Here is a 20,435-nt window from a genome sequence, read left to right on the forward strand (position 1 = left end):
GGCCGGGCATTGCCCGGCCTCAGATAACTTATGCGTCAAACGGGTCGCGCAGGATCATTGTCTCGCTACGATCCGGGCCGGTAGAGATGATATCTATCGGTACGCCAGTTACTTCTTCTACACGCTTGATGTAGTCAAGCGCGGCCTGTGGCAGGCCATCCAGCGTTTTCACGCCGAAAGTGGTCTCAGACCAGCCAGGCATGCTTTCGTAGATTGGCTCGATGCCTTCCCAGCCTTCTGCTGCCAGCGGCGTGGTGGTCACTTCGCGGCCATCCGGCATACGGTAAGCGACACAGATTTTCACTTCTTTCAGGCCATCCAGCACGTCCAGTTTGGTCATGCAGAAGCCAGAAAGTGAGTTAATCTGTACGGCACGACGCACGGCAACCGCATCCAGCCAACCGGTACGACGACGACGGCCCGTTGTGGCACCGAATTCGTTACCCTGCTTGCACAGGAACTCGCCGGTTTCGTCGAACAGCTCAGTCGGGAATGGACCTGCGCCAACGCGGGTTGAGTAGGCTTTTACAATGCCCAGCACGTAATCCACATAACGTGGACCGATGCCGGAACCTGTTGCCACGCCACCTGCGGTGGTGTTGGACGAAGTCACGTACGGATAGGTGCCGTGGTCGATGTCCAGCAACGTACCCTGCGCACCTTCAAACATGATCAGGTCGCCACGCTTACGCGCACCGTCCAGCAGTTCAGAAACGTCCACAACCATGCCGGTCAGGATGTCGGCAATCGCCAGCGTATCGCTCAACACTTTGTCGTAGTCGACGGCGTCTTCTTTGTAGTAGTTCACCAGCTGGAAGTTGTGATATTCCATCACGTCTTTCAGCTTAGCGGCGAAGGTTTCCTTGTTGAACAGGTCACCCACACGCAGACCACGACGGGCCACTTTATCTTCGTAAGCCGGGCCAATACCGCGACCGGTGGTGCCGATGGCTTTCGCACCGCGCGCTTTCTCACGTGCCACGTCCAGTGCAACGTGGTATTCCAGGATCAGCGGGCAGGCTTCAGAAATAAACAGACGTTCACGTACCGGGAAGCCGCGATCTTCCAGACCTTTCATCTCTTTCATCAGCGCAGCCGGAGACAGCACAACACCGTTGCCGATGATGCTGGTCACGTTTTCACGCAGAATACCTGATGGAATTAAATGGAGGACGGTTTTCTCACCGTTGATGACTAGCGTATGGCCAGCGTTATGGCCGCCCTGATAACGAACAACGTATTTTGCACGTTCAGTCAGGAGGTCAACAATCTTACCTTTACCTTCGTCACCCCATTGGGTGCCCAGTACGACGACGTTCTTACCCATTTCTCAAAATCACCGATTGCTTAAAAATGGATTCTACCACCGTAAAACCCGTCTTTCAGCTCTTTTAGCATACGATTGCGGACTTTTTTCCCAGATTTCACCCGCCGCTATGCGAACTGATCATGTAGTAGATCACCGCACCGGCCACCACAAGGCCACCACCAAAACGCCGTAACAGCGTGTCAGGCAATTGCGCCATCGATAAAATCATCCGCCGCCACATGCGCGGCAGCAGTACCGGGCCCAGGCCTTCCAAAACCAGCACTAACGCCAGCGCCATCCAAATGGTTGGGTTCATTATGTTTTCCGCTACAGACAATAAAAAAGGGGCCGGATAATCCGGCCCCTCGTTTTATAGCAGATTCTTAACGGGTGGCGTTAGAAGGCGATTTCATAAAGCGGAAGAAATCACTGTCCGGGCTCAGCACCATCACATCCTGATTGCTCTTGAAGCTATTATCGTAAGCACGCAGGCTACGGATAAAGGCGTAGAAGTCAGGATCCTGGCTAAACGCATCAGCAAACAGTTTCGCTGCTTCTGCATCCCCTTCACCGCGGGTCATCAGGCCGGTACGCTGCGCTTCTGCCAGCGTACGCGTCACTTCGTAATCCGCCGTTGCACGCAGTTTCTCAGCTTCTTCCTGACCCTGTGAACGCTGGCTACGGGCGACAGACTCACGCTCTGCACGCATACGTGCGTAGATTGCGTCTGACACTTCGGTAGGCAGGTTGATCTGCTTGATACGCACATCAACAACCTGAATACCTAACGCCGCCATACTGTTCGGGTTGATAGCCGGTTCGTTGCTGGTCGTTTCACGCTCCACACGGGCGGCTGCTGAGGCAATCGCATCATCTGCTGCTGGCGTGGCGATTTCATCGTCCTGGCCTGCACTACCGGTATTCAGTGCATCACGCACATCGGTGGTCAGACGGCCACGAGAATCGGTAACGATGTCCTTCACGTCCAGACGACCGATTTCAGAACGCAAACGGTCACTGAATTTACGTTTCAACAGCACTTCTGCCTGGGAGACGTCGCCGCCGCCGGTGGCCAGATAGTAACGGCTGAAGTCGCTGATGCGCCATTTGATATAGGAATCAACGATCAGGTCTTTCTTCTCTTTGGTGACGAAACGGTCGGCCTGGTTATCCATGGTCTGAATACGGGCGTCCAGCGACTTCACGGATTCCAGGAATGGGATCTTGAAGTGCAGACCTGGTGCGTACACCAGCGGTTTGTTTTCGCTATCACGCAGGACTTTACCAAAGCGCATGACGATGCCGCGCTGGCCTTCCTGTACCACAAACAGTGACGCGTACAGCACCACCAGCACAACAATCAATACGACGATTAATGGCTTACGCATCGCTTACTCTCTCCCTTCGCGCTGGGTATCGTTGCGCTGAGCATTCGCCCGGCGCTGATCCATGATGGTGTCCGGATTATACGTCGAACCGTTACTGGCGCGGTCATTGCTGCCGCTGGCCGGTGGCAGGCGCAACAGGCTGTTGCTGCTGCTGTCCTGGGTTGCGTTCGACGATGCTCCGCCCTGTCCGCGCATAATCTGATCCAACGGCAACACCATCAGGTTGTTACCCTTGTCATTCACCAACACCTTACGGGTATGGCTCAGCACGCGTTCCATGGTTTCAATGTACAGACGCTCGCGGGTGATCTCTGGAGCCGCTTTGTATTCAGGCAGAAGTTTCGCAAAGCGATCCACTTCACCCTGTGCTTCCAGTACGGTACGGGTTTTGTAAGCACGCGCTTCTTCCAGAATACGCTGTGCCTGACCGTTGGCGCGTGGCTGCACTTCATTCGCATAGGCTTCCGCTTCACGAACGTACTGCTCACGGTTTTCACGTGCCGCGATGGCATCATCAAATGAGGCCTTAACTTCTTCCGGCGGACGCGCAGCCTGGAAGTTCACGTCCAGCAGGGTAATACCCATATCGTATGGACGAATGGTCTCTTCAAGCTCACGCTGCGTATCGCTACGCACCACGGTACGCCCTTCAGTCAGAATACGGTCCATGGTTGAGCGGCCGATAACGCCACGCAAAGCACTGTCCGTTGCCTGACGCAGGCTGTCATCCGCACTGGTGACCGCAAACAGGTAACGTTCCGGGTTAGTGACCCGATACTGCACGTTCATTTCGACGCGCACGACGTTTTCGTCAGAGGTCAGCATGGTGCCGGAGGCTGCCAACTCACGGACGGCTTCAACGTTCACCGCACGAACCTGATCGATAAAGGTCGGTTTCCAGTTCAGGCCTGGCTCAACCAGATGACTGAATTTGCCGAAGCGTGTCACCACACCGCGTTCCGCTTCTTTGATGGTGTAGAAGCCGCTACCGGCCCAAATCACTACCGCCGCAACCACGACAATACCGACCAGACGACCACCGCGACCCGGCGTACGCTGCCCGCCGCTGTTATCATTTTTGTTACCACCGCCAAATCCGCCAAGCTTTTTGCTCAGCTTGCGAAAAATATCATCTAAATCAGGAGGCCCCTTATCGCGCCCTCCTTTGTTTCCCCCAGAGTTGCCGCCTTGATTATTGCTGCTTCCCCACGGGTCGCGGTCCTGTCCGTTATTCCCGGGCTGATTCCACGCCATGTTTATACTCCATATAATTGTGTGTGCGGTGGTATCCCAAGGCCGGGATACGCGTGTCAGGCAAAATCAGTCAAACAATGTAATCCACCAGCGCCGGCTCCTGTTTACACAGACGGCGCCAGTCAACGATCGGCATACGTACCTGTAAACCTACGCTACCATCGTCTTCGTTCCACTCTTTTTCTATCGCCTGAAGCTGATAAAAACGGCTACGTAACCGCCCTGCTTCAGGCGGCAGACGCAAGTCATACTGCGCAATTTCACCGGCCAGCCGCTCGGTCAGCGCCTGGAATAGCAGTGGGATCCCTTCCCCTGTCTGGGCAGAAACCCACACCCGCACCGGCTTATTCTCTTCATCACGATCGATACGCGGAACGAAACCGTCAAGCATATCGATCTTGTTCATGACCTGAAGCGTGGGAATTTCGTCTGACTCAATTTCTTCCAGCACCACTTCAACGGCTTTAATATTTTCATCGACGCGTAAATCTGCGGCATCAATAACATGCACCAGCAACGTTGCTTCACGCGTTTCTTGTAATGTGGCCTTAAATGCGGCGACTAAATCGTGCGGCAAATGACGAATAAAGCCGACGGTATCCGCCAGCACCACTTCACCCACATCGGCAACATCGATACGACGTAATGTCGGATCGAGCGTGGCGAACAGCTGGTCAGCAACATAAACCTCCGCCGCCGTCACACGGTTAAATAAGGTGGATTTACCGGCGTTGGTATATCCCACTAACGACAGGGTCGGCACATCGGCTTTATTTCGCGCCTGACGACCTTGCTCACGTTGTTTAGCTACCCGCTCGAGACGCGAGAGGATCAGCGTAATACGGTTACGCAGTAAACGACGGTCCGTTTCCAGCTGCGTTTCACCCGGGCCGCGCAGACCTATCCCGCCTTTCTGGCGCTCAAGGTGCGTCCAGCCACGAACGAGGCGCGTGGCAAGATGGCGAAGCTGTGCCAACTCCACCTGCAATTTACCTTCATGGGTACGGGCGCGCTGGGCAAAAATATCAAGGATAAGGCCGGTTCGGTCGATGACGCGGCATTCACAAAGGGCTTCCAGGTTTCGTTCCTGGGCCGGGCTGAGGGCGTGATCAAATAACACCACCGTCGCACCGCTGACTTTCACCGCCTCTGCAATTTCAACTGCCTTACCTTCACCGACGAAATATTTTGGATGGGGAGATTTTCGGCTGCCGGTGACAACACTCAGCGCTTCAACACCCGCAGAAGAGACCAGGGTTTCGAATTCCTGCAAATCTTCCGTATTCCGCTCTTGGGAAAAATAGATATGTACCAGAACGGCCTGCTCACCGGCTTCATAACGGTCAAACAAACTTAAAACCTCTCAGAGCCTTATTAAACCTGCAACACGTTTGGCCATACTGCGTGAATATCAGATTCTCAATGCGCACCGGGATCAACAGATCCTCAGGTGGCGAGTTTGCGCAATCGACTCTCGCCATTCGGCGAAGAGTGGATCGGGCGAATTGCCAGGACGGGGAACCCGAGTGAACAGGTAACCCCGTCTTGGAAGAGCAGTGATTACTCTGTGTCGTCACTCTCTTGCTGAGGCTGAGTAGACGCCCCCTGGTTACTGCCATGATGATAGTTGCTGCTTCCGCCACCCGCATTGTTGCTGTGGTGGGAGACCGGACGGGACGGAACAACAGTCGAGATAGCGTGCTTGTACACCATCTGGCTAACTGTGTTTTTCAATAGAATTACAAATTGATCAAACGACTCGATCTGACCCTGCAGTTTGATACCATTCACCAAATAAATCGAAACCGGAACACGTTCACGACGCAGCGCGTTCAAGAACGGATCTTGCAATGATTGCCCCTTAGCCATTCTATCTTTTCCTTATATGCTTGTTGTTTACTACTTAAGAGCATGAACGCTCTGAAATACTGCGTAAAAATTTGCGCAAGATACTGCACTAATTGTACACAATCACCCAGGCTTCGCACTAAGAACCTGTAACAGGGTATCGCGCGCGGCGTCAGGTTGTTCGCTATCCAGCCAGTGAACATCCTTCCAACCGCGTAACCACGTTATTTGCCGCTTAGCCAGCTGCCGGGTTGCGCAAATTCCCCGATAAACCATGTCATCGTAATCGATCTCACCCGCCAGATATGACCACATCTGGCGGTAACCGACACAACGAATGGAAGGCAAGTCCGTATGCAAATCTTCTCGTGCGTATAACGCCCGAGCCTCCGCTTCAAACCCTGAGGCTAACATCTGTTGAAAGCGCAGTTCTATCCGTTGATGGATCACTTCGCGGTGCTGAGGTGCAATCGCGAACTGGGTCACATCGTATGGCAGCGCTTCGCCAGAAGTTTTAGTCAGTTCCGTTAAAGTTTTACCCGAAATAAAAAAAACTTCCAGTGCTCGCGAGAGTCTCTGGGGATCATTCGGATGAATACGATTTCCTGCAACGGGATCTATCTCACATAATTGACGGTGAAGGGCATCCCAACCCTGTTCACTCGCCTGTTGCTCAATACGCTGACGCACTTCCGGATCCGCCGGGGGCAACGGCGACAATCCTTCCAGCAAAGCCTTGTAATAGAGCATGGTGCCACCAACAAGCAACGGGATACGACCGCTTTCGGTTATCTCCGCCATTTCAGCCAGCGCATCCCGACGGAACTCTGCAGCAGAATACGCTTCAGAGGGGTCGCGAATGTCCAGTAAACGATGGGGCGCCAATGCCAGCTCATCTGCGGAAGGTTTGGCTGTGCCAATATCCATACCGCGATATATGAGGGCGGAATCTACGCTAATCAACTCAACCGGCAGTTCCTGACGTAATGCAATCGCCAGTGCTGTCTTACCGGAAGCCGTTGGCCCCATCAAAAAAATTGCCTTAGGCCGGCCAGCCTTGGATGTCTCACTCATGCTTCAGGGCGTTCATCGCCTGTTCAATATCGATGTGCTGTAAAAATCCAGAAGGTGGCGATTTCAGTAACTGCGGGCAAAGCCGTTCGACTTCAGCCAGCAACGTAATCGCCTGCGAGTGATTCCAGTGCGGATGTTCAACTACCGAATGACGCGCTAACCATTGCGCCACCTGCGTTGCGGACACATCCTGCTGCCGGGCGAGATAGCCTAACAGTTCTGGAATCAAGTTTTGTAAATTTTGTTGGCGTAATGGTAAAGGTACCGCGCGCAACGTCACATGGTGTGAATCCGCCTGCAGCTCAATTCCCATCTGGATCAATAAGCTGGCGTGATGCGTAATCGCTTCCCGCTCTGGCTTGTCCATCTTTACCCTAACCGGGATCAACAACGGCTGAGGTTTCAGCCCTTCTTCCCCAGGTTCAAGCTGCGCCTGCTTCAGCCAATGCGCCGCTACCGGCAAATTAATCAATGCCAGCCGCTCCTGCGCTTCAACCAAGGCAAAATTGTCCCGTATCACGCTCAGTACCCGGCCAAAGCTCTGGCTGTGCCCGCTGAGCGGCAGCTCAGTGCTGCGTTCACCCTGTTTTGAAGGTTCCCTGGCGACAGGGACCTCCGGGGTGCGCATCAGCTGCTGATAGGCCTTGCCTTCCTGCGGCTGATAGATCGGTTCCTGTCGCTGCCAGTGGCTTGAACCTGCACCGACTCCCCCACCGGCGGGTGAACGCTCTCCCCCGCCTGAGGTCGAAACCGCGGGCGAATGGCCTGCCGTGTGTGACTTCCCGGACGGGATTTTAGACGGTGCGGGCGTGGAAAAATGGTTGCCACCCGCAGCCTGGCGGTTCTCTGTCTGCCAGCGTTCGGCGGGCGCCGCCGGTTCCACATCGGGCAGGGTTTCGGCACCGGCCTCCTGCAAAACGCTGACCACACCCTGATAGATAAAATCGTGTACCAGCCGCGACTGATGAAAGCGCACTTCATGCTTGGCGGGATGGACATTGACGTCGACCTGATGGGGATCGATTTCCAGGTACAAGACGTAGGCCGGCTGATGGCTGTCTCCCAGCTTGTCCTGATAGGCCTGGCGAATGGCATGATTAATCAGCCGGTCGCGCATCATGCGGCCATTGACGTAGCAGTATTGCAGGTCGGTAATCGCTCTGGAGCCCACCGGATCGGCAACCCAGCCCTTCAGGCTCAGATCGCCGTGCTGCCACTCAATCGCCAGCGCATGGCTTAAGAACGCGGTGCCGCAAATTGCGCCAAGCCGACGTTCACGCTGGCTGTGATCCGCCACACCACGATACTGCCGCATCAGTTTGCCGTTATGGGTCAGCGAAAAAGCCACGTCAAAACGCGCCAGCGCGATACGGCGGATGATTTCGTCTATATGGGTGAATTCGGTTTTCTCGGTGCGCATAAATTTGCGGCGTGCCGGGGTGTTGTAAAACAGGTCCAGCACTTCCAGCGTGGTGCCTACCGGATGGGCCGCCGGTTTTAGCGTAACCGCCATATCCCGCCCTTCGGCATAGGCCTGCCAGGCTTCCGGCTGTGCTTCCGTACGCGATGTTAACGTCAGTCGCGATACCGAGCTGATACTGGCCAGCGCTTCGCCACGGAAGCCCAGGCTGACGATCGCTTCAAGGTCATCCAGCGTGGTGATTTTGCTGGTCGCATGACGGGCAAGCGCCATCGACAGTTCGTCTTTCCCAATGCCGCTGCCGTTATCGCGGATGCGGATCAGTTTGGCACCGCCTTTATCGATTTCGATATCGATCCGGGTGGCGCCCGCGTCCAGGCTATTCTCGACCAGTTCTTTGACAACCGACGCTGGCCGCTCCACCACTTCACCAGCAGCTATCTGGTTAGCGAGCTGAGGAGGCAACACCTGAATCGGCATATCAATTCCTTATCTGGTTATGAAGTCGGGATAGTTAAGGTCTGGCCCAGCATCACGTTTTGCGATTTCATCTTATTGGCCTGCTGAATGGCCTTTGGACTGACGCCGTAATGGGCGGCAATCGCGGTAAGAGAATCGCCGCGAACCACTTTGTGGCGCACCGGCGTTTTGGCTTTAGCCACGGCGGCAGGCTGGCTGCCCGCCGGCACCTTCAGTCGTTGTCCAACCCAGACCACATCTTTCTTCAGGGTGTTCATTGAACGCAAGGTTGCCATGCTGATGCCGTAACGGGCGGCAATACCGGATGCTGTCTCGCCCCGTTTTACCACATGACGCTGGATCGCCCCAGTGTATTGGGTGGTGTCTGGTGCCGGGTTGGGTTCAACATTAACCGTCGCTGCGGACTGCAAGGGACGGTTTTCCTCCTTTGGGATGGATTGCAGCGGATGCGCCAGGAAGTAGTTGCGAAGTCCTTTATAAATCGACTCGGCAATCTTCTGCTGGTATGCGCTACTGCCAAGCAGTCGCTCCTCCGAAGGATTACTGATGAAGCCGGTTTCCACCAGCAGGGAAGGAATATCCGGCGAGCGCAGAACGCCCAGGCTGGCATGTTCCGGCCGACGTTTGTGCAGCGAACCCACACGCTGAAGCTGCGCAATCACTTTTACTGCCACATCATAACCCACGCGTTGCGAGTGACCGAATTGCAAGTCTAGCACCGCCTGGCTGAGGTACGGATCGGCCTGACTGTTGGCCAGCAGATCCCCTGCGCCGCCCAGCAGCTCGGACTGTTTCTCGTGCTGCTCCAGCCAGCCCGCCATTTCACTGTTAGCGCGGCGGTTTGACAGGACCCAAACGGAAGCGCCTGACGCACTGCGGTTCGGTGCCGCATCGGCGTGGATGGAAACCAGCACGTTGGCGTTTTGCTTACGCGCCACATCGGACCGGCCCATCACGGAGATAAAGTAATCCCCGTCGCGGGTCATCACCCCTTTGAACATCGGATCGGCATTCAGCAGCGCCTTCAGCTTACGGGCGATGGCGATGGTCACGTTCTTCTCTTTCAGACCGCCCGCGCCAATCGCGCCGGGATCCTGTCCGCCGTGACCGGCATCAATCGCCACAATCACCGCTTCGTTGGCCGAAACCGGCGTTCTGCCCGGTCTGACAACGTCATTGCCGCTGCTGACAGCGGTCACTGGGTTGCCTTTAAAAGGATTCTCAACCGGCGCTGATGGCGCGCTGCTGGAGGCAGAGCTTACCTCAGCCGGACGGCGGGAAGCCGTGGCGGCCGGGCGGGTGCCGGCGATAGTGAAGACCACATTGTAATTGTTACCTTCGCGCTGGGTGACCGCCCGCGTTTTGCTCGCCTGGGTCAACTCAAACACCAGACGAATGCTTTGCTTGTCTTTCGGCGTGCTGGAGCGAATGCGCTTAACGATATTTTCACCGCTGAAGGTCAACGGCAGGCCTTTGATAACGCCGCTCTGGCGAATATCCAGTACCACGCGATCGGGATTGTGCAACGGGAAAAAGCCATACACCGGCTGGCCGTTAAAACTGAGGGTGACGGTAGCTTTATCATCACCATTGGAGACTTTAATGTCGGATAAATTGGCTGCAAGCGAACTAAACGTCGTCAGTAAAAGTGCCAGTACCAAACCAAACTTCATGCGCAACCTCATGAACAACCCTTTTCCATAGCGACCTGCTGAATCATCATTTCTCCCGCCGCTGAGCAGGCTTTCAACTCCGCCTGACGCGCCGTTCCCTGATAGCTCAGGTGCAGTTCAATGTCCGGAACGGGCAGGAAGCCCGCGCCTTGTTGTGGCCACTCAACCAGGCACACGCTGTCACCGCCAAAATAGTCGCGGATCCCCATGAATTCGAGTTCTTCGGGGTCGGCAAGGCGGTAAAGATCGAAATGATAGACCTGGCGATCGGGCAGACTGTAAGGTTCTACCAGAGTATAGGTGGGGCTTTTAACGTTCCCCTGATGCCCCAACGCCTGCAGGAAACCGCGGCTGAAGGTGGTTTTTCCCGCGCCGAGATCGCCAAACAGGTAGATCATGGCCGCGCCATGACAGGCGCGTGCCAGGCTGGCACCTAAAGTGAGGGTTGCTGCCTCGTCGGACAGTGCAATTACACAGGTCTTCATTCTTTTTTATTCAGGATCTCTGGATTAACAAACAGATAAAGTTCGGAAAATAGATCGGTAGCCAGCATGCCGCGCGTACCGACGCGCGCTGAAACGGCTTCAGCCGCTGCGCCATGCGCGACGCATCCTGCACAGGCGGCATCATACAATGAGAGCTTTTGCCCTAACAGACTGCCGATGATCCCTGAAAGCACATCGCCCATCCCGCCCGACGCCATGCCTGCGTTGCCGACATCGGCAAACGCCATTTCGCCTGCCTCGCTGGCGATGATTGTGCCGGCGCCTTTCAGCACCACCACGCCGCCGTAGCGTTTCACCAACTCTCTGGCTGAATGTAAGCGGTCACTCTCAATTTCGCTGGTCTTACAGTTCAGCAAACGCGCCGCTTCGCCAGGGTGAGGCGTAAGGATCCGATTTTGACGTTTATCGGGACTGATTGCCAGCAGGTTAAGCGCATCTGCGTCCCAAAGCATCGGTTTCTGAGAGTTTTCCACCTTTTGTAACGCTTTTTTACCCCATTCGCCCTGGCCGAGCCCCGGACCAATGACAATCACATCCGCCCATTCCAGCGCCTGATCCACGGCCTTGTCGCTCAGCTCCTGCACCATCAGTTCGGGTCTGGCGGTCAGCAACGGCGTGATGTTGTCTTTGTGAGTAAGCACTCGCACTAATCCAGCACCGGCGCGCAGTGCGGCCTCCCCGGTCATACGAATCGCCCCGGCGGTGCCGTGATCGCCGCCAATAATCGCCAGCGAGCCATGATCGCCTTTGTGCGAGGTGGGTTTACGCGGTTTCAGCCAGCCAGAAAGTGAAGAAGCATCAAAGCGGGCCATCGGTGCCTGCTGTTGTGACAGCCAGGCATCCAGGCTCAGGGCATGAAAATGCAGCTGGCCGGTGTAATCGCGGGCTTTACCGGTCAGTAAGCCGGGTTTCAGGGCAATAAACGTCAGCGTGTGGCTGGCTGCGATAACGGCGCCTGGCGCTGTACCGTTAGCGGCCACTAACCCAGACGGGATATCGACCGCAAAAACCGGCGCCGCATGGCCGTTTGCCTGCTCAATCAGATCGGCATAAGGCGCGTTCGGGGCCCGGTTCAGGCCGGTGCCCAACAGGGCATCAACAATCACCTCGATACCGTCAGGCCAGACATAAGACGGATCGTGGATCACCCCACCCGCCGCCAGCCAGGCATCACGCGCCTGATCGGCTTCTTCGGGCAACGGCTTGCTGCCTTCGCAGGCAATCACCGTCACCGTTAACCCGGCCGACTGCGCCAGCCGCGCGACGATAAACCCATCGCCGCCGTTATTGCCGTGTCCGCAGAGTATCACCCAGTGCTGCGCGTCAGGCCAGAGCGCGCGGAGTTGGGCAAATGCCGCGTCGCCCGCGCGCTGCATCAGTTCAAACAGCGTGATGCCCAACGCATCAGCCGCTTCACGCTCCAGACGCGCCATCGCCTCTACAGGCCAGACAGAATAGGGTAAACTGGTGGGGTTACTTTGTTTATTCAGGTTTGTCATGTCGCTTCCTCTCGATCTCCATCAACTTGCCCTCGATATCAAACGCTGGGGGCAGGAACTCGGCTTCCAACAGGTCGGTATCTGCGATACCGATTTAAGCGCGGAAGAACCGCGCCTGCAGGCCTGGCTGGACAAGCAATACCATGGCGAGATGGAATGGATGGCACGTCATGGCATGATGCGCGCACGTCCCCATGAATTGTTGCCCGGCACGCTCAGGGTGATTAGCGTGCGGATGAACTATCTTCCTGCCAAAGCGGCTTTCGCCAGCACCTTAAAAAATCCGCAACTGGGTTATGTCAGTCGCTATGCCCTCGGGCGGGATTACCACAAAGTATTGCGCAATCGCCTGAAAAAGCTCGGAGACTTGATCCGTGCGCGCTGTGAAGAAGTGCAGTTTCGCCCGTTTGTCGACTCTGCGCCGATCCTCGAAAGGCCCATTGCCGTCAAAGCGGGGCTGGGCTGGACGGGCAAGCATTCGCTGGTCCTTAACCGCGAGGCCGGTTCGTGGTTTTTCCTGGGCGAACTACTGATTGATCTGCCGCTGCCCGTCGACCAACCGCAGGAAGAACAATGCGGCCGCTGCGTAGCCTGCATGACCATCTGCCCTACCGGCGCCATTGTCGAGCCCTACACGGTCGACGCCAGGCGCTGCATTTCTTATCTGACCATCGAGTTGGAGGGCGCGATCCCGGAAGAGTTCAGGCCGCTGATCGGTAACAGGATTTACGGTTGTGATGACTGTCAGCTGATTTGCCCGTGGAACCGTTATGGACAGCTGACTGACGAAGATGATTTTAGTCCCCGCGCGGTGCTGCATGCCCCGCCGCTCAACGAGCTATTTGCCTGGGATGAGGCCAAATTTTTACGGGTAACCGAGGGTTCCGCCATCCGCCGTATTGGTCATCTTCGCTGGTTGCGCAATGTGGCGGTGGCCCTCGGCAATGCGCCGTGGTCGGCCGACAATGTGGCGGCACTGGAAGCCCGTCAGGGAGAGAACGCGATGCTGGATGAACATATCAGCTGGGCGCTGGCCCGCCAACTGGCGAATCGCAGCGAACATGCGGTCGAAATTCAGGGACAGCAGAAACGGCTGGTGAGAGCGGTAGAAAAAGGGTTACCACGCGATGCATAAGTGAACAATGCGCGATTATTTTCTGCCGTAGAAGGTTTTCCACACGCTGTGCATAAAAATAAAAAGTTGTTGTCATTCAAGAGTCACAGAAAGCACAAGCGATCCAGATAACAATTTGAAATATTATTATAAAGCGTAAAAACAGTAAGTTACACGAATTCTCAACAACTGTGCGCAAAGATGACCAATTGATGACAGATACGTCGCCTGTGGATAACTCTGTTAAAGAACTTTTTGTGATGAGCAAATGCAACGAAGCGCAGCTGGGTTATCGCTGTGGATAACATCATCTGGATATAATGAGAAGAATGAAGATTTGGAGCGGGAAACGAGACTCGAACTCGCGACCCCGACCTTGGCAAGGTCGTGCTCTACCAACTGAGCTATTCCCGCATAAGATACTTGGTATATGACTGCAAAACGTTTGGAGCGGGAAACGAGACTCGAACTCGCGACCCCGACCTTGGCAAGGTCGTGCTCTACCAACTGAGCTATTCCCGCTTAAGATACCTGGTACATTACTGCAAAAAACTTTGGAGCGGGAAACGAGACTCGAACTCGCGACCCCGACCTTGGCAAGGTCGTGCTCTACCAACTGAGCTATTCCCGCTCTGCGTAACGAGTAAAAAACTCTCTCGGTACGGGGTGCGCATTATACGAGAAAACAGACCTGCTGCAAGACTGAAAATACAAAAATTTTCTGCTTTCGGTCTGATTGCTGATTAAATCGGCAAAGTGGCAATTTAATCAGCAGCAACAGGTTGCAGGGTTTACAACTGGATAAAATGCTCGCGGTAATACGCCAGTTCCGCCACCGATTCACGGATATCATCCATTGCCTGATGCGTGCCCTGCTTCTTAAAGCCCGGCAGAATGCCTGGTTTCCAGCGGCGCGCCAGCTCTTTCAGCGTGCTGACGTCCAGGTAGCGATAGTGGAAGTAGGCTTCCAGTTCAGGCATGTACTTGAAAAGGAACCGACGATCCTGGCCGATGCTGTTGCCACAAATTGGCGAACTGTTTTCCGGCACCCACTTTTTCAGAAACTCAATTGTCGCCTGTTCAGCCGCACGATCGTCATACTGACTGGCCTTCACGCGTTCGACCAGGCCGCTGTTGGTGTGCGTATTCACGTTCCACTCATCCATCAGTGCCAGCTGCGCATCGGACTGATGCACCGCGAAAACTGGCCCTTCCGCCAGAATATTCAGATCGGCGTCGGTCACCAGGGTCGCAATCTCAATAATGCGGTCCTGTTCCGGGTCCAGCCCGGTCATTTCTAAGTCAATCCAAATCAGGTTACTGGCATTTGCGGTCATAGGGATCCTCACCGTGGCTTATATCATCAAACATTAGGGTGTATCATAAACGTTTTGCCCTGTCAGGGCGAAGCCTGCCAAGCCGTGTGAGGAAGAGTGAGTAAAAACAAACTGTCCAAAGGTCAGCAACGTCGCGTCAGCGCTAACCACGACCGCCGTCTTAAACGCGCGGATAAACCCGAGCCCGATGACAGCCTGTTTGGCGATGCGCGGGACGGTGTGGTCATTAGCCGTTTTGGTATGCACGCCGATGTGGAAGATGCGGATGGTTCAGTGCACCGCTGTAACATCCGTCGCACCATTCGCTCGCTGGTCACCGGTGACCGCGTGTTGTGGCGTCCAGGTGTCGAAGGCAGTGCCACCGTTAAAGGGATTGTCGAGGCCGTTCATGAACGCACCTCGGTCCTGACTCGCCCCGATTTTTACGATGGCGTGAAGCCGATTGCAGCCAACCTCAACCAGATCGTCATTGTTTCTGCGATCCTGCCCGAATTATCACTGAATATTATCGACCGCTATTTGATCGCCAGCGAGACGCTGGATGTCGAGCCCTTACTGGTGCTGAACAAAACCGACCTGCTGGATGATGCAGGCCGCAAGTTTGTTGATAAGCAGATGGAGATTTACCGCCGCATTGGTTATCGCGTGCTGATGGTCTCCAGCCATCAAAAGAACGGTCTGGAAGAGCTGCAGGCCGCACTGATTGGGCGTATCAGCATCTTTGCGGGCCAGTCGGGCGTCGGCAAGTCCAGCTTGCTGAACACCCTGCTGGGGCTGGAATTGGGTGCCAATGAGATCCTGACCAACGATGTCTCTGACGTCTCCGGTCTCGGCCAGCACACCACCACCGCTTCCCGTTTGTACCACTTCCCGCAGGGCGGCGATGTGATTGACTCCCCTGGCGTCAGGGAATTCGGTTTATGGCATCTTGAGCCGGAACAAATCACCCGTGGATTTGTCGAATTCCGTGAGTTTCTGGGCCACTGCAAATTCCGCGACTGTAAGCATGACAACGATCCGGGATGTGCGCTGCGTGAAGCCGTCGAAAACGGCAAGATCGATGCTGCCCGCTTTGAAAGCTACCACCGGATTCTGGACAGCATGGAGGATATGCAGTTGAAAACCCGGCGATCTTTCTCAGAAAACAGTAACTAATACTGGCCTGCCTGCATACCGCAGGCAGGCGCCATAGCCTAATCACCAGGGCGCTGCTACAATCCGCCCCGTTTCTCTATTTGTCTGATCAAGCCAGGAGGCTACTGTGTTGGATCGTTTTAAACTCGGCCTGAATAACATTTTGCCTAAAAAAGGCCTGACTGAACTGGCTGGCTGGGGCGCAGGTAAGCGCGCGGGCTGGCTCACTAAAGCGGTTATCGATGCGTTTGTCTGGTTCTATAAAGTCGATATGAAAGAGGCGCAGAAATCAGATACGGCGAGCTATCGCACCTTCAACGACTTCTTCGTGCGCCCATTGCGTGACGAAGCGCGTCCGATTGAGACCGATCCTAACCTGTTGGTACTGCCTGCCGATGGCGCGGTGAGCCAGTTAGGTCATATCGAAGGCGATCAGATTTTCCAGGCGAAAGGTCACACTTACTCACTGGAAGCGCTGCTGGCCGGAAATACCGCCATGGCCGACCTGTTCCGGGATGGTGAATTCATCACCACGTACCTGGCACCACGGGATTATCACCGCGTGCATATGCCGTGTAATGGCATCCTGCGCGAGATGATTTATGTGCCTGGCGATCTCTATTCCGTTAACCCGCTGACGGCACAGAACATCCCTAACCTGTTCGCCCGTAACGAGCGCGTGATCTGCCTGTTTGATACCGAATTTGGCGCGATGGCGCAGATTCTTGTCGGTGCCACTATCGTTGGCAGCATCGAAACCGTCTGGGCTGGCACGGTCACCCCACCGCGTGAAGGCGTGATCAAGCGCTGGAGCTGGCCGGGTGCCGACGCTGAAGGATCGGTGGTGCTGTTGAAGGGCCAGGAAATGGGCCGCTTTAAGCTGGGTTCAACGGTGATTAACCTGTTTGCGAAAGACAGAGTAAAACTGGCCGAAAGCCTGACGCCAGAAACCAAAACGCGCCTGGGTCAGACGCTCGCCATCGCACTGCAGAAAAACAGTGCGGAAGAAGTTTTACACCACCCATAGCAGACTCCTATGTTACGCCTGATCCTCCCAATTTTGTTCGGCTGGATGCTCCTCCAGCCCGCCTGGGGCGCCAGCGCCCCGGATACTGCTCAAATCAAGCAGCAGCTTGAGGACGCTAAGTCGGACAAGACCACGCCGAATCAGGCGGAAACGATAGACGCGCTGCAGGCGACGCTGAACTGGCTGGATGAGATGCAAAAATCTCAGGCCAATTCAGATGCCTATCAGCAGGTTATCGATGGTTTTCCGAAACTTTCACGCGATCTGCGCCAGCAGATCGCCGCGCTGACGGATAACCCGAAAACCATCAGCAATACCATGACGGCCCCTGAACTCGACCAGGAGATCCTGCAGGTCAGCAGCCAGCTGATTGAAGAAGGTCGCCAGGCCCAGCAGGAACAGGATCGCGCCCGGGAGATCAGTGATTCACTGGCGCAACTTCCGCAACAACAAACCGAAGCCCGCCGGGCGCTAAACGACATTGAACGCCGTCTGCAAGGACAGCCTTCCGCCACCACGCCGTTAGCCCAGGCACAGCTGGCTTCCCGTCAGGCGGAATCGGCAGCGCAGAAAGCCAAAGTCGATGAGCTGGAACTGGCTCAGCTGTCGGCCAACAATCGTCAGGAGCTGGCAAGAATGCGCGGTGAACTTCACCAGCGTAAAGCCGCACAGCTCGATGCCTATCTGCAGGACTTACGTAACCAGCTCAACAGCCGTCGTCAGCGCGAAGCCGAAATCGCCCTTGAGCGCACCGAGCAACTGGCGGAGAACAGCGGCGATCTGCCGAAGAATCTCGACAAACAGTTCCGGGTCAACCGCGAACTGTCCAATGACCTCAATCAGCAGGCCCAGCGTATGGACCTGGTGGCCTCGCAGCAACGCACCGCCAATAACCAGACCATTCAGGTGCGTCAGGCGCTGAGCACCATCCGCGAGCAGTCGCAGTGGCTGGGCGTCTCTAACGTGCTGGGCGAGGCACTGCGCGCGCAGGTTGCACGCCTTCCTGATATGCCGAAACCGCAGCAGCTTGATAATGAGATGGGCGAACTGCGGGTGCAACGGCTGCGCTATGAAGACCTTCTCGAACGTCAGCAGCAGCTGTTGCAGATTAAACAGGATGACGGCACGCCGCTCACCGCGGAACAGAAACGCATTCTGGATGCGCAAATCAAAACCCAGCGCGAGCTGATCAGTTCGCTGCTGTCAGGCTGTGACAACCTGATCCTCGAAGTGACCAAGCTGAAGGTGGCAAATGGTCAGCTGGAAGATGCGCTGAATGAAGTGAAAGAGGCGACCCACCGCTACCTGTTCTGGACCGCGGATGTTAATGCCTTAAGCCTGAATTTCCCGATGGATCTGGCGCGGGATCTGAAAAGCCTGCTGTCGCTGGATACGCTCGGTCAGCTTGGCGGCGCGATGGTGATGATGTTTACCAGCCGCGAAACCGTTATCCCGATTATTGGAGCCGTGCTGCTGGTTGGCTTTAGCCTCAGCTCGCGCCGCCATTACCGTGATTTTATGACCCGCTCGGCCAGCAAGGTCGGCAAAGTCACGCAGGATCGTTTCGGCCTGACCATGCGGACGGTGTTCTGGTCGATTCTGGTGGCCGTGCCCTTGCCGGTGCTGTGGATGGCGCTGGGTTATGGCCTGCAACACGCCTGGCCGTACCCTATCGCGGTAGCGATTGGCGATGGCATAACGGCCACCGTGCCGCTGCTGTGGGTGTTTATGATCAGCGCGGCGTTTGCCCGTCCGCAGGGATTGTTCATTATCCACTTCCGCTGGCCTCAGGCCCGCGTGGCCCGCGCGATGCGCTTCTACTCGTTGTGCATCGGTCTGGTGGTTCCCCTGATTATGCTGCTGATAAGCTTCGATAATCTGGAAGACCGGCAGTTCTCCGCCACGCTGGGAAGGCTCTGTTTTATCCTGATTTGTGGCGCGATAAGCCTGGTGACCATCAGCCTGAAGCGTGCCGGGATCCCGCTGCATCTGGACAAAGAAGGCAGCGGTGACAACCTGATCAACAAGCTGCTGTGGAATCTGATGATCTGCATTCCATTGTTTGCTGCGCTGGCGTCATGCATTGGTTATCTGGCGACGTCGCAGGCGCTGCTGGCCAGGCTGGAAACCTCCGTCGCCATCTGGTTCCTGCTGCTGGTGATTTACCACATTATCCGCCGCTGGATGCTGATTCAGCGTCGCCGTATTGCCTTTGACCGTGCGCGAAATCGCCGTGCTGAGATCCTCGCCCAACGTGCGAAAGGCGAAGAGGAAGCGGTCGCACATCAGAGCAACTCCGATACGCTTGAAGTGGAAGAGCCGGTGATCGATCTGGATGCCATCAGCGCGCAGTCTCTGCGACTGGTACGTTCAATTCTGACGCTGGTTGCGCTGATTTCGGTGATTGTGCTGTGGTCCGAGATCCATTCGGCATTCGGCTTCCTCGAAAACATCCATCTGTGGGATGCCAGCACCACCGTGCAGGGCGTTGAAAGCCTGCAGCCGATCACGCTGGGATCGGTGCTGATTGCCATTCTGGTGCTGATTATCACCACCCAGCTGGTGCGCAATATGCCGGCGCTGCTGGAACTGGCGCTGTTGCAGCACCTGAGCCTGACGCCAGGCACCGGCTATGCGATCACCACGCTGACCAAATACGTGCTGATTTTTGTCGGCGGGCTGGCCGGGTTCTCAATGATTGGCGTCGACTGGTCGAAGTTGCAGTGGCTGGTCGCGGCATTGGGTGTCGGATTAGGGTTTGGCTTGCAGGAAATTTTCGCCAACTTTATCTCCGGTCTGATTATTTTGTTTGAGAAGCCGATCCGTATTGGCGATACCGTCACCATCCGCGATTTGACCGGCAGCATCACCAAAATCAACACCCGAGCCACCACCATTACCGACTGGGACCGCAAGGAGATTATCGTGCCGAATAAGGCCTTTATCACCGAGCAATTTATTAACTGGTCGCTGTCAGATTCGGTGACGCGCGTGGTGCTGACCATCCCGGCCTCTGCCGAAGCCAACAGTGAAGAAGTGACCGACGTGCTGCTCACCGCGGCAAAACGCTGTCAGTACGTGCTGGAAACCCCACCGCCGGAAGCCTATCTGGTCGATCTGCAGCAGGGGATCCAGCTGTTTGAGCTGCGTATTCACGCCGCAGAAATGGGTCACCGTATGCCGCTGCGCCATGAACTGCACCAGCTGATCCTGCGGGGATATCAGGAACACGGGCTGGAAATGCCGTTCCCACCTTTCCAGGTGCGCATGGAAACCATTGGACGCAAGACGCCCGCGCAGAATGGCGCACCGGCGGCAAGAGCCTATAAATCAGGCGGATTGTAAGGCAGCAGAGGCGGCAGACCGCCGCCT

The 20,435-nt window shown here is 55.8% G+C and carries 16 protein-coding genes and 3 tRNA genes; 4 read left to right on the forward strand and 15 right to left on the reverse strand.

The features are described 5' to 3' along the window. Window positions 1-28: 28 nt before the first annotated feature. The 11 genes from AC0IXH_RS15340 to nnr all read right to left on the reverse strand — a co-directional run bounded on the left by AC0IXH_RS15340 (window position 29) and on the right by nnr (window position 12,451). Window positions 29-1,327 (reverse strand): adenylosuccinate synthase, encoded by a 1,299-nt coding sequence (locus tag AC0IXH_RS15340; protein ID WP_013200494.1) that lies wholly within the window; start codon window positions 1,325-1,327, stop codon window positions 29-31. 97 nt (window positions 1,328-1,424) lie between these two features. Beyond that, window positions 1,425-1,625 carry a DUF2065 domain-containing protein gene (locus AC0IXH_RS15345; protein WP_013200493.1) on the reverse strand — a complete coding sequence of 67 codons (201 nt, stop codon included), beginning with the start codon at window positions 1,623-1,625 and terminating at the stop codon, window positions 1,425-1,427. Window positions 1,626-1,692: 67 nt separating this feature from the next. Beyond that, window positions 1,693-2,697, reverse strand: coding sequence for a protease modulator HflC (gene hflC, locus AC0IXH_RS15350; RefSeq protein WP_013200492.1), 1,005 nt, complete (start codon window positions 2,695-2,697; stop codon window positions 1,693-1,695). Window positions 2,698-2,700: 3 nt separating this feature from the next. Further along, complete coding sequence (hflK, locus tag AC0IXH_RS15355; protein WP_013200491.1) at window positions 2,701-3,951, reverse strand: FtsH protease activity modulator HflK; 1,251 nt, start codon at window positions 3,949-3,951, stop codon at window positions 2,701-2,703. 70 nt (window positions 3,952-4,021) lie between these two features. Further along, the gene (hflX, locus tag AC0IXH_RS15360; protein WP_471720668.1) at window positions 4,022-5,302 is read right to left on the reverse strand and encodes a ribosome rescue GTPase HflX; all 1,281 of its coding nucleotides are present in this window, start codon (window positions 5,300-5,302) and stop codon (window positions 4,022-4,024) included. 209 nt (window positions 5,303-5,511) lie between these two features. Beyond that, window positions 5,512-5,820: an RNA chaperone Hfq gene (hfq, locus tag AC0IXH_RS15365; RefSeq protein WP_013200489.1), complete on the reverse strand. Its 309-nt coding sequence runs from the start codon at window positions 5,818-5,820 to the stop codon at window positions 5,512-5,514. Between the two features lie 102 nt (window positions 5,821-5,922). After that, window positions 5,923-6,873 (reverse strand): tRNA (adenosine(37)-N6)-dimethylallyltransferase MiaA, encoded by a 951-nt coding sequence (gene miaA, locus AC0IXH_RS15370; RefSeq protein ID WP_013200488.1) that lies wholly within the window; start codon window positions 6,871-6,873, stop codon window positions 5,923-5,925. Then, window positions 6,866-8,773, reverse strand: coding sequence for a DNA mismatch repair endonuclease MutL (gene mutL / locus AC0IXH_RS15375; RefSeq protein ID WP_471720669.1), 1,908 nt, complete (start codon window positions 8,771-8,773; stop codon window positions 6,866-6,868). The genes miaA and mutL overlap by 8 nt, the downstream gene beginning before the upstream one ends. 17 nt (window positions 8,774-8,790) lie before the next feature. Next, window positions 8,791-10,446 carry an N-acetylmuramoyl-L-alanine amidase AmiB gene (gene amiB, locus AC0IXH_RS15380; protein WP_346566869.1) on the reverse strand — a complete coding sequence of 552 codons (1,656 nt, stop codon included), beginning with the start codon at window positions 10,444-10,446 and terminating at the stop codon, window positions 8,791-8,793. An 8-nt stretch (window positions 10,447-10,454) separates the two neighbouring features. Further along, window positions 10,455-10,931, reverse strand: coding sequence for a tRNA (adenosine(37)-N6)-threonylcarbamoyltransferase complex ATPase subunit type 1 TsaE (tsaE, locus tag AC0IXH_RS15385; protein ID WP_013200485.1), 477 nt, complete (start codon window positions 10,929-10,931; stop codon window positions 10,455-10,457). Then, window positions 10,928-12,451 (reverse strand): bifunctional ADP-dependent NAD(P)H-hydrate dehydratase/NAD(P)H-hydrate epimerase, encoded by a 1,524-nt coding sequence (gene nnr / locus AC0IXH_RS15390; RefSeq protein WP_471720670.1) that lies wholly within the window; start codon window positions 12,449-12,451, stop codon window positions 10,928-10,930. The genes tsaE and nnr overlap by 4 nt, the downstream gene beginning before the upstream one ends. Between nnr and queG the strand changes: the two genes are divergently transcribed. Beyond that, entirely contained in the window at window positions 12,450-13,586 is a 1,137-nt protein-coding gene (gene queG / locus AC0IXH_RS15395) for a tRNA epoxyqueuosine(34) reductase QueG (RefSeq protein ID WP_471720671.1), read from the forward strand. The genes nnr and queG overlap by 2 nt on opposite strands. 317 nt (window positions 13,587-13,903) lie before the next feature. Here queG and AC0IXH_RS15400 read toward each other — a convergent pair. The 4 genes from AC0IXH_RS15400 to orn form a co-directional block, all read right to left on the reverse strand. Continuing rightward, window positions 13,904-13,979 (reverse strand) — tRNA-Gly (locus AC0IXH_RS15400). 32 nt (window positions 13,980-14,011) lie between these two features. Beyond that, window positions 14,012-14,087, reverse strand: a tRNA-Gly gene (locus AC0IXH_RS15405). Window positions 14,088-14,120: 33 nt separating this feature from the next. After that, window positions 14,121-14,196 (reverse strand) — tRNA-Gly (locus AC0IXH_RS15410). 160 nt (window positions 14,197-14,356) lie between these two features. Then, on the reverse strand, window positions 14,357-14,902 hold the full coding sequence (orn, locus tag AC0IXH_RS15415; RefSeq protein ID WP_013200482.1) for an oligoribonuclease: 546 nt from the start codon (window positions 14,900-14,902) through the stop codon (window positions 14,357-14,359). A gap of 96 nt (window positions 14,903-14,998) precedes the next feature. Here orn and rsgA point away from each other — a divergent pair, with 96 nt between their 5' ends. The 3 genes from rsgA (at window position 14,999) to mscM (ending at window position 20,408) form a co-directional block, all read left to right on the forward strand. Continuing rightward, complete coding sequence (gene rsgA / locus AC0IXH_RS15420) at window positions 14,999-16,057, forward strand: small ribosomal subunit biogenesis GTPase RsgA (RefSeq protein WP_013200481.1); 1,059 nt, start codon at window positions 14,999-15,001, stop codon at window positions 16,055-16,057. Between the two features lie 106 nt (window positions 16,058-16,163). Beyond that, on the forward strand, window positions 16,164-17,063 hold the full coding sequence (asd, locus tag AC0IXH_RS15425) for an archaetidylserine decarboxylase (protein WP_471720672.1): 900 nt from the start codon (window positions 16,164-16,166) through the stop codon (window positions 17,061-17,063). 9 nt (window positions 17,064-17,072) lie between these two features. Further along, window positions 17,073-20,408 (forward strand): miniconductance mechanosensitive channel MscM, encoded by a 3,336-nt coding sequence (mscM, locus tag AC0IXH_RS15430; RefSeq protein ID WP_471720673.1) that lies wholly within the window; start codon window positions 17,073-17,075, stop codon window positions 20,406-20,408. Window positions 20,409-20,435 lie beyond the last annotated feature (27 nt).

The sequence above is a fragment of the Erwinia sp. AC075 genome, assembly GCF_979253995.1.